We start from the raw sequence: 13,597 nt of genomic DNA on the forward strand, positions 1-13,597 counted from the left end.
AATCGGGCAGCGAAATCCCGTGTCTGTATTACGCTTGTAACAAAGGGTTAGCGTAATTGATGCGAGGGTGAACCATGTTCGATCCATCACGCTGGCGTGATATCGCCACGGCCAGAACGCTGTTCGTGATTATCTTTTTTGCTGGCATTGGCCTGATTTTTTCTATTATTTCGCTTCTCTACCTCTCCCAAAGCCTTATTACCAGCAAAACCAACGATATCGATGCTCGCCGCTCGGCGCTCTCGGTTGACGGCGCGATGCAGACCTCTATCAACCGCGTCCTCTCGCTGGTTATCGATAACGCCATCTGGGATGATGCGGTGCGCGAAGTTTATGCGTCAAAGCTCGATACCACCTGGCTGTACAACACCTGGGGCGCGGGTTTTAAAATCAATAATCTTTATGATGGCACTTTCGTGCTGGATGAAAACTACCGGGTGCTGTGGGGATCGTTTCGCAGCTCGTCGTTTAGCGAACACGATCTCGCGTTTTTTGGTGATGGGCTAAAAGCGCTGATAGCCCACAATGAAGACCCGCTGCGCCGGGGGAAAAACAATTTTGCCGGGATAACCAAAACCCGGGAAGGGCTCGCGTTTATCGGTATTGGCCTGATTCGCCCGATGGTGGGGCGGTTGAAGGTCTATGACTCGACCCGTCGCTATCTGGTCATCACCCGGCATATCAACCCTCTGCTGCTGCGTACTCTCGGCAACACTTTCCAGATCGAAAATCTGACCCTCACCGACTCGCCGCAAAACAAGTACAACATACCGATACGGACGTCCAGCGGTGAGGTGGTTGGCTGGCTGGATTGGCAACTGCGCCAGCCGGGCGTGGAGGCGGCGCAGGCGGCCTCGCCGGAAATTCGTGAGATTGTGCTGTTGGCAACCGGGCTGATCCTACTGTTTATTCTCGTCAGTAGTCTGGGGCTGTGGAAGCTGGCGCGCGGTGAACGGCAAGCGCGGGAGATAGCTTTAACTGACTGGCTGAGCCATTTGCCCAACCGGCGGGCGTTGATCGAGCAGCTTGAGCGCATCAGCCGCCGTGGCGATCGGGATATCAAAACGGTGGTGTTTATCGATCTCGATGGTTTCAAGGATGTTAACGACATTTATGGCCATGATGTCGGCGATATTCTGATCATTCGTATCGCGGATATGCTGCAAACGCTGGTGCCGCAAGGCGGTATGCTGGCGCGTATGGGCGGCGATGAATTTGCGATGACCGTTGGCGGCGCGCACTCCGAAGCCAGCGCCTCCGTGTTCGCCGGTAGCGTGCTGAACTACCTCAGCACGCCCATTCGCATTGGCGAACGGACGCTGCACATCAGCGCCAGCCTCGGTATCGCCAGTGGTACGTTACAGGAGAAAACCAGCTCGGAGCTGTTCCGTCAGGCGGATATCGCCATGTATCACTCGAAAATCACCGGCAAAGGGCGCATTACCCATTACGACGCCGAGTTGAGCAGCGCTCGCGAATATCAACTCTCGCTGGAGAACGATATTCGCCATGGGCTGGAGCACGATGAGTTTGAGGTCTGGTATCAGCCGATCGTCTGCGCTCGTTCGCAGGCGATGGTTGGGGTGGAGGCGCTGGTGCGCTGGCCGCGGCGGGCGAAGGGCGAGCTGATGCCGGATGCGTTTATTACGATTGCCGAGACCAGCGGGCTTATCTATTCGCTCGGACAGTTCGTGCTGGCAAGGGCCTGTCGGGATCTGCTGGCGCATAATGATTTAAAGCTGTCGGTCAATATCTCCCCGGCCCAGTTCCGCGACCCGGAGTTTGAGGATAAGGTCTCAAGCGTGCTGAAATCCTCCGGTTTCCCGCCTGCGCGACTGCAGCTTGAAGTCACCGAAACCTACGTGCTGGAAAGGCCGGAACGGGCAAGGGCGGCGATCTCTGCGCTGAAATCGTTGGGCACCGCCGTGGCGTTGGATGATTTTGGCACGGGGTATTCCAGCATTGGCTACCTGCGTCGGTTTAACTTCGACACCATTAAAATCGACAAATCGCTGGCCGGGCTGGTGGATGATGACGATCAGGCGGCAGCGCTGGTCGGTGGCACCATTCGTATTGCCAGCGCGCTGGGAATGACGGTGATTGCGGAAGGGGTTGAAACGGAGAAACAGATGAAATTGCTGCGGCTCGCTGGCTGTGACCAGCTGCAAGGATTTTACTTCAGCGAGCCGATGCCGCTCTCGTCGCTGCTGGCGTTACGCCACCAGCAGCGGCAGAGTTAGTTTCCGGCGGCCAGCGCTTCCAGCTTATCGCGAAAACCGGTCACTGAGATGGCGCGGTTGTCGGCACGCTGGCGATCTTTTGCCGCTGGCGCAGAGCTTTGTACCGCAATCACCTGCCAACCCGTGTCCGTTTTCAGCAGCAGCGGTGAGCCGCTATCCCCCGGCAGCGTATCGCACTGATGCGAAAGGACCGAAGTCTGCGCCCAGCCCGTTACCGTACAATCCTCATGGCTGTACAGCGAATCAAGGTGGTCAAGCGGATAACCCGACTGGGTGACTTTGCGGCCGGTGGCTTTCAGCGCGGCGGTGAGATCGTCTTTATTGCCCGCAAATACCGGCAATGGCGTAATGCCTGAAGGCGGGTTGCGCAGCACGATAATGCCAAAATCCCACGGCGCGGCGGAAGCCGGAACAATCCAGCCGTCGCCATCGGCTTTCAGGCGCTTACCTAAAGAAGGATCGACGCGGCCTTGAATATCATGAATTTCATAACGCCAGGTACCTTTCTGCGACACAAAGCGCAGCGCGACGGCTTTATCCAGCTTGCCGCGCGGTGGCTCAAGCAGGCAGTGCCCGGCGGTGAGCGCCAGGTGGGGAGAAATCAAGGTTGCCGTACACAGATTGCCGCTGGCGGTTTCCAGCTGGCCAATCGCATCCCAGGGAGCCTGGGCGGGATGGCTGACAAGGGTACGATCGTCCTGGCCAAAGAACAGGGTTTTAATGTCTTTTGCACTGATGCCAATATCATCGTCATCAGCGTGGGAAATCAACGGTAGTACGGATAACGTTCCCAGTAAACAACACACAAAGGCTTTGCGCATATCACTCTCTGATGGGGCAATTATGATTATAAAAAATAAACCCAATGAGACTACTATAGACGGGAGAAGCTAAAAGTGGGAGTAAAATCAGCGAACTACGCTCAGTAAAAGAAAAACTGGGTTGCGATCAGTGCGCAGATGATAAGAAATGCCAGGATGAGCTCGAAACGATAGCGCCGCAACATGATTGCTCTCCGGGAAAAAATCGGCGCTATATAAGCGCCGATATGATAATTGATTAACTCAGGTGGCTACCCGGATTCAGCATTGCTACTGGCCTCCCGGCGCCACCTGTTATCTGCGTATCGCTACGCAGATACGTTATCAAGAATGATTATGCAGCTGGCTGAGCGGCTGGTTTAGCAGCAGTGTGTTTAGCTGCTTTGTGGTGCTTTTTAGCAGCCTGAGCTTTCTGTGCTACAGCTGGTTTAGCAGCTGCTTTTTTGTGTTTTTTAGCAGCCTGAGCTTTCTGCGCTACAGCTGGTTTAGTTGCTGCTTTGTGGTGCTTTTTAGCAGCCTGAGCTTTCTGCGCTACAGCTGGTTTAGCAGCTGCTTTCTTGTGTTTTTTAGCAGCCTGAGCTTTCTGTGCTACCGCTGGTTTAGCAGCGGCTTTTTTGTGTTTTTTAGCGGCCTGAGCTTTCTGCTCTGCAGCTGGTTTAGCGGCTTCTTTCTTGTGTTTTTTGTGGTGAGTGGCTTTAGCCGGTGCCGCGTGAGTTGCGGTAGCGGAAGCAGCCGGAGCCGGAGTTGCAGTTGCTTCAGCAGCAAATGCAGCGGAAGACAGACCCATAGCAGCGGCAACAACCAGAGCTAATACTTTTTTCATTCTAATACCCTCGAATTGGTTTTTCATTCAACCCCACTGCGGGGCCGTTGAAATAACTATATCGATGAGCGAGCCGGCTTTCCGTGAGTGATTGGTTTCGGCGTGTAACGTAATGTACGAGATATGTTGTACATCCGTAACGGGGCGGTTTTTGACCGCCCCGCAAGGGGTTAGCTCTGGCAGGGGGGCTGTCTGTTGCGCTGGGAGAGGTACACGCGAAGGATCAGCACGAAGGCCCAGGCCACGACGATAGCGGCAATCAGGTAAATGCTGCCTAAGCCCTGATAGCCGGCAATCCAGCCCGCCACCGGGCCGGTGAGGCCAAGCGCCAGGTCGAGAAAGGCGGAATAGGTACCCAATGCGGTTCCCTGGTTTTGCTCTTCCACCTGCTTCACGGCTTCAACGCCGAGCGCCGGGAACACCAGCGAGAAACCCGAACCGGTCAGGAATGCGCCGACGCCCGCCATCCACGCGTTCGGGGCAAACCAGATGATCAACAGCCCCAGACACTCCACCACGTAGCAGATAAGCGATACCCGTAGCCCGCCAAAGCGGGTGATGGTGTTGCCAAGCACCAGACGAATACAGATAAAGCCAATGCTGAACAGCGACAGGGTAAACGCCGCGCCCGCCCAACCGTGCGAGGAGAAGTAGAGAGTGATAAAGGTGGCAATGACACCGAAGCCAACTGTGCCCAGCCCGAGCCCCAGACCGTATGGCCAGATCTTGCGGGCCACCACGTGGAAGGGCGCCCTGACTCCGGCGCTGACGCTGACGTCTGCGCGGGTACGGGCAAATAGCAAGCCCACCACGGCGATAATGACAATCAGCGCCGCAAAACCGCTGATGCCGAACCAGCCATTGAGCACCACGCCCAGCGGCGCACCTGCCGCCATCGCCACATAGGTGGCAACGCCATTCCAGGAGATCACCCGGGAGGTGTGAATTGCGCCGACGGTTTTAATCCCCCATAGCGTTGAGCCAGTAGAGGTGAAGCTTTCGCCTACGCCGAGGAATACTCGACCGACCAGCAACAGCGCTACCGCCAGAATGGGGCTGGCGTGAGCAGCTGCCGCCGCGAGGGTAAACAGGCCGCTCATCAGGCAGCAGACAATCCCTAAACTGACGACTTTTTTGGGCCCCCAGATATCGGTATAGCGCCCGGCGTGCGGTCGGCTGACCAGCGTCGAAATGTACTGCAGGCTGATTACTGCGCCAGCGACCAGAGTGCTGTAGCCGAGGTTGTAGTGGATAAAGCCCGGCAGCACGGCGAGCGGCAGGCCAATAGAGAGGTAGCAGATACAGGTAAAAACAACGATCGAGATAATGCGAAGGTTGAGCTGGGTATTGCTGGCACGGGTCGTCATAGCGCTACATAGGTAAGACAAAAGTGGGTTCATTATAGAACCTGTCAGTATTCTGTTGAAGTTCTTAAACTTTTCTCCGCACTAAAACACACAAGGGGCGCAGTGAGGGCGTACCAGACTTAGCGTTTTTCGTTCAGCATATCTACGGATTGAGATAAAAGCGAAGGGCGGTAAACCGACAACAGCGCAGATGGGGGGCTTCAAATGATGATTTGAACAATTCATGCGAACATTAAGATAACCTTAAGAAGATAGCATCCAATGCTAATGGTATCTATTTCTCAGAATCTACTATCGCTAATACATTTTTAACTTGAATGATTTCTATGAAATTCGATACGCATTTACCCTTTTCTGTTATTGCTATGGCGGGTCTCGCGCTGTTATTTCCTTTTGCCGCAAACTGGCATCTACCGCTGCTTGGCGGTGCTTTGGTGACGCAGATTGAAAACGCTCAGGCGCTGTGGCTGCTGTTTGGCGTGTTGTTTACCACTTGGTATATCAAACCGCTCTCGAGGCCTGAAGGAGAAAAACAGTTCTGGATGTGGGCCGTGCTGTGGTGGGTGGTGTTGTTAGGACGGAGTACGAGTTGGGGGCGGGTTTATTTCCCGGATCAGCCTCATCTAGTGTTTAAAGTTATTTCCGTCATTCTGATCGGAGGTTTAGCGCTTTCTCTATTATCCGGGCCATTACGCAAGGACATTGTCCGCAGGATTAAGGAAGAGACTATGCCACTGTGGTTGCTGGCGGTGACTGTTTGTACGTTTTTAATTTCCGATACCGTTGAGCACCATCGTCTGCTGGCTCCGCTGTTTGTTCATAATCCTCAATATGCAGACCTTATGGAAGAGCTGTATGAAATTCCATTTATGGTAGGGCTGCTGCTTGTTACCTACTATTTTATGAAAACGGATAAATCCTCTGAACGGCTTTTCCAAAAAAATATCAGTTTAGACTGCAAATAAAAAATGCCTCGGCGTTTAGGGCGCTGAGGCATTTTTTAGCCTGTTCTTAATTGAGCGTCACGTGTGTCTGCTCTTTTGCGCTTTATCTTATTTTCTGGGATACCCCGGAGTCGGCGTTGCCTCGTCCGGGCTACGTGGCTACGTGATGTTTGGTATTAATGCAGACGCTTATGCAAGGTGAAGCCCACCAGCAGCGCACCAACCAGCAGTAATGCAATAAACCCACCGACGCCGTTCCAGCCATAGTTATGCCAGAACACGCCGCCGAGCGTCCCGGCGACGCTGGAGCCGAGGTAGTAGCTGAACAGATATAGCGATGACGCCTGGCCTCTGGCACGACGCGCGCGCGGGCCAATCCAACTGCTGGCGACCGAGTGGGCGGCAAAGAAGCCGGCGGAAAAGAGCAGCATACCGGGGAAAATCACCCATAGCGGCGAGAACAGCGTCAGCAGCAGGCCCAGTAGCATTACCCCGGTAAAGAAGATCATCACCGGCCCGCGACCGTAACGCGTGGTCATCATCCCCGCTTTTGGCGAGCTCCAGGTACCGGTCAGATAGGCCACGGACAGCAGGCCAACCACCGCCTGGTTGAGCGACCACGGCGACAGCATCAGGCGATAGCCGATGTAGTTAAAGAGGGTGACGAACGCGCCCATCAGCAGAAAACCTTCGACAAACAGCAGCGGCAGGCCGCGATCGCGCCAGTGCAGATGCAGGTTAATCAGCAGCGTTTTCGGTTTTAATGAGCTTGGACGGAAGTGGCGAGACTCAGGCAGGATGCGCCAGAACATCACCGCTGAAGCCAGCGCAAAGGCGCTGATAACCGCCAATGCCACGCGCCAGCCGAAGAAATCGGTAAAGACCCCGGTTAACAGGCGTCCGCTCATCCCGCCTATCGAGTTCCCGCTGATATACAGCCCCATCGAAAAGGCGACAAAGCTTGGGTGAATCTCTTCACTCAGGTAGGTCATGCCGACCGCCGCCACGCCGCTCAGGGACAGGCCAATCAGCGCACGCATAATCAGAATGCCGTGCCAGCTGGTCATCATCGTGGAGAGCAGCGAGCAGCAGGAGGCCAGCAGCAGCGCGGTGACCATCACCTTTTTACGCCCGATTGCATCGGAGAGCGGGCCGGTAAACAGCAGGCCCACCGCCAGCATTGCCGTCGAGATAGAGAGCGAAATACTGCTCCCAGCAGGCGAAATGCCGAACTCATGCGACAGCACCGGCAGGATTGGCTGCACACAGTACAACAGCGCGAACGTTGCCAGCCCGGCGGAGAACAGCGCGAGCGTTACCCGAATAAAAGCGGGCGTACCACGGCGAATAAAAGCATTTGACTGAAGGGGAGTATCATCGCGGACATCAATGGCAGGCGCGTCGTCTGCGGTGGTTGTGCGGCTCACGGGAAATCCTTGCGTAAAACAGTGGGTAATATCGACTCAGGTCACATAATCAGAGTAGGAAATTGTAAATATTCTGTCTAATATATTAATAATCTCAAATGATACTTTTAAAATATGAATATTGAACTTCGCCACCTGCGTTATTTCATTGCCGTCGCCGAAGAGTTGCACTTTGGCCGCGCGGCGGCCCGGCTCAATATTTCCCAGCCGCCGTTAAGCCAGCAGATTCAGATTCTCGAGCAGCAGGTTGGGGCGCGGCTGTTTGCCCGTACCAACCGCAGCGTAAGTCTGACGGAAGCTGGGCGGCAGTTTCTTGCCGATAGCCGCCAGATCCTGCTGCAGGTGAATGAAGCCGCCTCGCGGGCAAGCCGCCTGCATCACGGGGAGACGGGAGAGTTACATATCGGCTTTACCTCTTCCGCGCCGTTTATCAAGGCCGTCTCTGACACGCTCTCCACCTTTCGCCAGTGCTACCCGGATGTGCACATCCAGACGCGGGAAACCAATACCCGCGAGCAGATTTCGCCGTTAACGGAGGGAGTGCTGGAACTGGGGCTGATGCGCAATACCCTACTTCCTGACACCCTCGACTGGCAGGTGATCCTGCGCGAACCACTGCTGGCGATGATCCACCGTGATCACCCGCTCGCTAATAAACCGGCGGTCAGCCTGGTGGAATTGGGGAAAGAGCCGTTCGTCTTTTTTGACCCGCACGTGGGCACCGGCCTGTACGACGATATTCTGGGTCTGATGCGCCGCTACGATGCGGTCCCGACCATCACCCAGGAGGTGGGCGAGGCGATGACGATTATCGGCCTGGTGGCTTCGGGCTTAGGGGTGTCGATACTGCCGGCGTCGTTTCGCCGGGTCCAGTTGCATGAAATGCGCTGGGTGCCGATTACCGAAGAGGATGCGGTGTCGGAAATGTGGCTGGTGTGGTCTAAACACCATGAGCTTAGCCAGGCGGCACAGCGTTTCAAACAGCACCTGTTAAACGCGGCAAAGGTGAGCGTTTCGCTGCCAAATGTGTGAAAAATTGTGCAGTAAATCACAAGGCTAAGTAAAAATTTGACGCAGGGCGTTCAAGTACTTCACCATAGCCCAAAGTGTTTATTTCGAAGCGCGAAAATAAGGGAGTTTTTACGGTGGTAGCGGACAGTCAGCCAGGGCATATCGATCAAATCAAGCAGACCAACGCAGGGGCGGTTTATCGCCTTATTGATCAGCTCGGCCCGGTGTCGCGTATCGACCTTTCCCGACTTGCGCAACTGGCGCCCGCCAGTATCACCAAAATTGTTCGCGAACTGCTGGAAGCCCACCTGGTTCAGGAAACGGAAATTCAGGAAGCGGGCAGCCGCGGCCGTCCTGCCGTGGGCCTGATGGTGGAAACGGAAGCCTGGCACTATCTTTCCGTACGTATCAGCCGGGGCGTTATCCATCTGGCGCTACGCGACCTCAGCAGTAAGCTGGTGGTGGAAGAGCAGCTGGATCTGGCGTTGGAAGATGAGATCCCGTTCCTGAACCGGGTGGTGTCCCATATTGACCAGTTCTTTATTCGCCATCAGAGCCTGCTTGAACGTCTGACCGCAATTGCTATCACCCTGCCGGGTATTATCGATACCGAGAACGGCATTATTCACCGTATGCCGTTTTATGATGTTACCGATGTTCCGCTGGGCGGTACGCTGGAGGCGCATACTGGCGTGCCGGTGTATATCCAGCACGATATCAGCGCCTGGACGATGGCCGAGGCGCTGTTTGGCGCATCGCGCGGCGCGCGTGATGTGATTCAGGTGGTTATCGACCACAACGTCGGCGCAGGGGTGATTACCGATGGGCGTTTACTGCATGCTGGCAGCAGCAGTCTGGTAGAAATCGGCCATACCCAGGTCGATCCGTACGGTAAGCGCTGCTATTGCGGCAACCATGGCTGTCTGGAGACCATCGCCAGCGTGGAAAGCGTGATGGAACTGACCCAGGTGCGCATGCAGCAGTCGATGAGTTCCATGCTGCATCAGAAGCCGCTCAGCGTGGAGTGGCTGTGTCAGGCCGCGATGCAGGGTGATTTGCTGGCAAAGGATATCATCAGCAGCATCGGCACCAACGTCGGGCGAATCCTCGCCATCATGGTTAACCTTTTCAATCCGCAGAAAATTTTAATTGGCTCGCCGTTTAATCAGGCGGCCGACATCCTCTTCCCGGCGATAGGCGACTGCATTCGCCAGCAGTCGCTCCCCGCCTACAGCAAGCATATTGCGGTAGAGCAGACGCAGTTCTCGAACCGTGGCACCATGGCGGGGGCGGCGCTGGTAAAAGACGCGCTGTATAATGGAACATTGCTGATTAGACTGTTACAGGGTTAACAATTTTTAGCAGTTTTGCAAAAAATTGCGCTATCTCAATCTGACCCATTCGCACATCACGTAAACTTTCACTCCGTTGAATTATTCATTGCCATGATATTTTCAGGGCGCAGAAGTGGGGTTAGTTTGTGATGCTTAATCGTTTCTTTATTACTGGTACTGATACTTCTGTCGGCAAGACGGTGGTTTCTCGTGCGCTTTTGCAGGCGCTCGCCGCCAGCGGGAAACGGGTGGCAGGATACAAACCAGTTGCCAAAGGCAGCAAGGAAACCGCAGAGGGGCTGCGCAATAAAGATGCGCTGGTTCTGCAGGCCGTTTCATCGCTGGACTTACCCTATGACGCCATCAATCCGATTGCGCTGAGCGAAGAAGAGAGCAGCGTCGCCCACAGTTGCCCCATCAACTACACCTTACTGTCTGACGGACTGGCCAATCTGAGCCAGCAAGTCGATAACGTGGTGGTTGAAGGGACCGGCGGCTGGCGCAGCCTGATGAACGATCTGCGTCCGCTCTCGGAGTGGGTGGTGCAGGAACAACTGCCGGTGCTGATGGTGGTTGGCATTCAGGAAGGCTGCATTAACCATGCGTTGCTGACCGCTCAGGCCATCGCTAACGACGGCCTGCCGCTGATTGGCTGGGTGGCGAATCGTATCAACCCAGGGCTTGCGCACTACGCGGAAATTATCGATGTCCTCAGCAAAAAGCTGCCAGCACCGCTGGTGGGCGAACTGCCGTACCTGCCGCGTCCGGAACAGCGTGAGCTGAGCCAGTACGTTGACCTAGCGATGCTCCGTAACGTGCTGACGGTAGATAGAATTCTGGCGTAAGGTTCGCGATAGAACCGACGCCAGTACGCAGGCAATCAGTAAACCGGGTAGTAACGTATACTGCCCGGTCATTTCACAAATCATCAGCGTTGACATAATCGGCGCATGCGTCGTTGCCGCCAGCAGCGTAGCCATCCCCGTGACCCCCAGCAGTATCGCCATCGCCTCATGGGCAGGAAACACCAGCCCCAACGTATTAGCAAACAGAATTCCGACAGCCAGACCAATAAACAGCGTAGGGGTAAAGACCCCACCGGGCGCGCCCGAGCCGCTGCTGGCAAGAATGGCGAGCAGTTTGCACACAAAGATCCCGGCGATAATGGCAAAGCTTGGCGGGGTCAGCAGAAAACCCTGCACGACGCTGTAACCGTTGCCCCAGACGGCGGGCGTCAGTAGCGAAAGCAAACCAACAAACAGCCCGCCGAGCGCAAGCTGCCAGGGGGGTGATAGCTTGAGCCGCAAAAAAACCTGGTGGCTGATGCCCATCAACCACATTAGCAGCGGCCCGCCTAATCCACAAACCAGACCGGTGGCGAGCATCAGCGCGTAATGGGCAGCGCTGAGTGCAGGGAGTTCGCCAACGCGGTAGAGCAGTTCCGCGCCGCCGTTCATCAGTTGTGTGGTCAGTAGCGCCACCACGGCGGCAATCACCACCGGGCCGAGCGAGGCGAGCATCAGGGTGCCGAACAGGATCTCGGCAATAAACAGGCTACCCGCCAGCGGGGCATGATAGGCGCTGGCCATCCCAGCGGCAGCGCCGCAGGCAATCCACAGTTTCCATTCGTCTTTCGGCGTGAAGCGCTGGGCAAAAAAGGAGGCGGCGAGGGCAGCCAGCAGGATCATGGCCCCTTCGCGGCCGATGGCGCTACCGCTGATGACCACCAGCAGCGAGGCGGCTGATTTAATCAAGCTGGCACCGGTATCGAATTTACCTTCGTCGCTTTCCAGCGCTTCCATGTAGTCGGTCGGTGCGTGCGGGCGCTGGCGGGTGTGGCGCTGCCAGGCCCAAAGTAGCATCCCGGCGGCAAGCCCGCCGAGAGCGGGAGTCAGCAGCCGTCGCCACCACACTAGCCCTTCGGCGGCGTTGACCAGGCTGCCGCTGTCATTGCTAAGAAATAGCCACTCTCCCAGATACATGGCGTGACGAAATAGCGCCACCGCCAACGCCGCAAGGATGCCAATGACGGTGGCAATCAGCAGGCGACGAAACATCGCCGTAATATCGGGATAGTGATGAAGACGCTGCATCGCTTATTCCGGTGGCTTAACGGTACAGTTTTTTGTCAGCGACAGGGATTAGCAGCGAGGACTGCCACTGCGCCAGCGTTTGTTGTGCAAGCTGCCCCAGCGCAATAAAGAACGGATGATCGGCCTTCTCGATAAACTCGGCGAGGAAGCGCGGCGCCCACGGCAGGAGATGCCAGGCCAGCAGTTGATTACAGGCGTCATCACGGCCGTTTTCCAAAAGCCAGGCCGCCAGCATCAGCAGAGTGCCAAAGTGATCTTCCGGCTCGTTTTGCTCTACGTCGAAAGCAATCTGGTTTTCACGCATCCACTGGCGCAGCGCCAGGGTTGAGTCGCCAAACAGCACGTTCTCACGATCCAGCCAGACGGAGCCCCAAGGTGGTGACGGCAACGCTGATGGCCCGATAAACAGGCGTTGCCAGGCCTGAGGCAATGACTCATCGCTTTGTGCAGCAAACCCTGCGGAAAGGGCATCGGCATGTTCAACGACATATGGCCACTGCTCAAGCCACTCACCGTCGGTGAACGCCGCAACCAGCGGCTCGGCGAGCGTGCTATTCGGTGCGAAATAGAACAGGGCACCCAGTACCCGGGCAGAGAACGCTAAGGCGTCGTTGTGCTGAACGTCATTCATTACTGCATTTCCTTATTTGGGCGCGGAAAAGCTCCCGCGCCGATGATTTACCCGGCAATCGCCATGCCGACGGTCATATGCAGGCCATAAAACAGCCCGCGACCGATAAGTTCGCCAACCAGCATCAGTACTAACCCCAGCGCCAGGCCCGCAGCGCGTGGTGGCACTCGGCGCAGCAGCGGGCAGATCCAACAGCCTAAACCGGCTGCCAGCAGGACGAAGCGCCACACCTGCAAGCGGCCCCAGTCCGGCAGCAGCGCGTTAGCCTGCTGAACCGAGCTGTGAATAAAGCCCAGCTCAGAGGTTTGCAGCACCACGACCGCCAGGCTGAGCAAATAGCCCAGCACGCTGACCGCGGCGAAGAACTTACCGTTAAACGGCACTTTCGCCAGCTTCAGCAGTAGCGCGGCAAACAGCGGCCCGGTGAGCAATACGGTCAGGAAGAACGATGCCGTTGTATAACCATTATACCAGGTTGGCACGGTATCTATCTGATAAACACGCGTCATCGCCCAGACAAATAGTAGCCCCAGCACCATGCTGACCAATAACCAGACGCGCCCGAGCGCCGCAGGCATTTTGCCGAGAACCGACAGCAGCCACCAGAACCCGCCGACGGCAAAGAACACGGAGCCGCTGGCGATTTCATTACTCAGCGCCGATGCGCCCACGCGGTTCAGTGAATTGAACGCCCGTAGCGGCGAGCCAAGGTGCAGCACCGAGGCGAAGAACGCGATCCCCATGATAACCCAAAGGAAAAACATAGTGAGCACAATGCGGCGTTGATCCGCCGGTTCATGGCGTGCCGCCAGCCAGCCTAAGCCAGTGATGATTGTCGCGCCTGCTACGCACTGCCCCAGCACGGTAAACAGCACCAGCGGCCATTCATGCCATCCGCTTCCCATC

The 13,597-nt window shown here is 56.1% G+C and carries 12 protein-coding genes; 5 read left to right on the forward strand and 7 right to left on the reverse strand.

Features of this window, described 5'->3' with window-relative positions; translation table 11 throughout:
• Positions 1-74: 74 nt before the first annotated feature.
• The gene (locus tag ACLGE8_RS00115) at positions 75-2,240 is read left to right on the forward strand and encodes a putative bifunctional diguanylate cyclase/phosphodiesterase (protein ID WP_410995727.1); all 2,166 of its coding nucleotides are present in this window, start codon (positions 75-77) and stop codon (positions 2,238-2,240) included.
• On the opposite strand, the gene ACLGE8_RS00120 is transcribed toward ACLGE8_RS00115, so the two are convergent.
• The 3 genes from ACLGE8_RS00120 to ACLGE8_RS00130 form a co-directional block, all read right to left on the reverse strand.
• The gene (locus ACLGE8_RS00120) at positions 2,237-3,061 is read right to left on the reverse strand and encodes a trypsin-like serine peptidase (protein WP_410995728.1); all 825 of its coding nucleotides are present in this window, start codon (positions 3,059-3,061) and stop codon (positions 2,237-2,239) included. The genes ACLGE8_RS00115 and ACLGE8_RS00120 overlap by 4 nt on opposite strands.
• A gap of 334 nt (positions 3,062-3,395) precedes the next feature.
• Positions 3,396-3,884 (reverse strand): acid resistance repetitive basic protein Asr, encoded by a 489-nt coding sequence (asr, locus tag ACLGE8_RS00125; protein WP_410996075.1) that lies wholly within the window; start codon positions 3,882-3,884, stop codon positions 3,396-3,398.
• A 170-nt stretch (positions 3,885-4,054) separates the two neighbouring features.
• Positions 4,055-5,251, reverse strand: coding sequence for an MFS transporter (locus ACLGE8_RS00130; RefSeq protein ID WP_410995729.1), 1,197 nt, complete (start codon positions 5,249-5,251; stop codon positions 4,055-4,057).
• Positions 5,252-5,577: 326 nt separating this feature from the next.
• Between ACLGE8_RS00130 and ACLGE8_RS00135 the strand changes: the two genes are divergently transcribed.
• A complete protein-coding gene (locus tag ACLGE8_RS00135) occupies positions 5,578-6,216 on the forward strand; it encodes a hypothetical protein (protein WP_410995730.1) in 639 nt (212 codons plus the stop codon).
• 155 nt (positions 6,217-6,371) lie between these two features.
• Here the strand turns inward: ACLGE8_RS00135 and ACLGE8_RS00140 are convergent, their stop codons facing one another.
• Positions 6,372-7,622, reverse strand: coding sequence for an MFS transporter (locus ACLGE8_RS00140; RefSeq protein WP_410995731.1), 1,251 nt, complete (start codon positions 7,620-7,622; stop codon positions 6,372-6,374).
• 114 nt (positions 7,623-7,736) lie between these two features.
• Between ACLGE8_RS00140 and ACLGE8_RS00145 the strand changes: the two genes are divergently transcribed.
• The 3 genes from ACLGE8_RS00145 (at position 7,737) to bioD (ending at position 10,812) form a co-directional block, all read left to right on the forward strand.
• Positions 7,737-8,654 (forward strand): LysR family transcriptional regulator, encoded by a 918-nt coding sequence (locus ACLGE8_RS00145; protein WP_410995732.1) that lies wholly within the window; start codon positions 7,737-7,739, stop codon positions 8,652-8,654.
• Between the two features lie 113 nt (positions 8,655-8,767).
• The gene (gene mlc / locus ACLGE8_RS00150; protein ID WP_333010650.1) at positions 8,768-9,985 is read left to right on the forward strand and encodes a sugar metabolism global transcriptional regulator Mlc; all 1,218 of its coding nucleotides are present in this window, start codon (positions 8,768-8,770) and stop codon (positions 9,983-9,985) included.
• 131 nt (positions 9,986-10,116) lie between these two features.
• Positions 10,117-10,812, forward strand: coding sequence for a dethiobiotin synthase (bioD, locus tag ACLGE8_RS00155; protein ID WP_185669100.1), 696 nt, complete (start codon positions 10,117-10,119; stop codon positions 10,810-10,812).
• Here bioD and clcB read toward each other — a convergent pair.
• Genes clcB through ACLGE8_RS00170 form a run of 3 tightly spaced genes read right to left on the reverse strand, consistent with a single transcriptional unit; the run spans position 10,765 to position 13,596 of the window.
• Positions 10,765-12,060, reverse strand: coding sequence for a voltage-gated ClC-type chloride channel ClcB (gene clcB, locus ACLGE8_RS00160; RefSeq protein WP_410995733.1), 1,296 nt, complete (start codon positions 12,058-12,060; stop codon positions 10,765-10,767). The genes bioD and clcB overlap by 48 nt on opposite strands.
• 16 nt (positions 12,061-12,076) lie before the next feature.
• Complete coding sequence (gene dmsD / locus ACLGE8_RS00165) at positions 12,077-12,691, reverse strand: Tat proofreading chaperone DmsD (RefSeq protein ID WP_410995734.1); 615 nt, start codon at positions 12,689-12,691, stop codon at positions 12,077-12,079.
• Positions 12,692-12,738: 47 nt separating this feature from the next.
• Positions 12,739-13,596 (reverse strand): dimethyl sulfoxide reductase anchor subunit family protein, encoded by an 858-nt coding sequence (locus ACLGE8_RS00170; RefSeq protein WP_410995735.1) that lies wholly within the window; start codon positions 13,594-13,596, stop codon positions 12,739-12,741.
• Position 13,597: the final 1 nt, after the last annotated feature.

The organism is Kluyvera sp. 142486 (assembly GCF_046569695.1).
Classification (GTDB): Bacteria; Pseudomonadota; Gammaproteobacteria; order Enterobacterales; family Enterobacteriaceae; genus Kluyvera.

Coding starts and splice junctions, on each gene's coding strand:
- ACLGE8_RS00120 (WP_410995728.1), bottom strand. CDS start 3,061: ATGCGCAAAGCCTTTGTGTGTTGTTTACTGGGAACGTTATCCGTACTA.
- asr (WP_410996075.1), bottom strand. CDS start 3,884: ATGAAAAAAGTATTAGCTCTGGTTGTTGCCGCTGCTATGGGTCTGTCT.
- bioD (WP_185669100.1), top strand. CDS start 10,117: ATGCTTAATCGTTTCTTTATTACTGGTACTGATACTTCTGTCGGCAAG.
- ACLGE8_RS00145 (WP_410995732.1), top strand. CDS start 7,737: ATGAATATTGAACTTCGCCACCTGCGTTATTTCATTGCCGTCGCCGAA.
- ACLGE8_RS00135 (WP_410995730.1), top strand. CDS start 5,578: ATGAAATTCGATACGCATTTACCCTTTTCTGTTATTGCTATGGCGGGT.
- clcB (WP_410995733.1), bottom strand. CDS start 12,060: ATGCAGCGTCTTCATCACTATCCCGATATTACGGCGATGTTTCGTCGC.
- dmsD (WP_410995734.1), bottom strand. CDS start 12,691: ATGAATGACGTTCAGCACAACGACGCCTTAGCGTTCTCTGCCCGGGTA.
- ACLGE8_RS00130 (WP_410995729.1), bottom strand. CDS start 5,251: ATGACGACCCGTGCCAGCAATACCCAGCTCAACCTTCGCATTATCTCG.
- ACLGE8_RS00115 (WP_410995727.1), top strand. CDS start 75: ATGTTCGATCCATCACGCTGGCGTGATATCGCCACGGCCAGAACGCTG.
- ACLGE8_RS00170 (WP_410995735.1), bottom strand. CDS start 13,596: ATGGGAAGCGGATGGCATGAATGGCCGCTGGTGCTGTTTACCGTGCTG.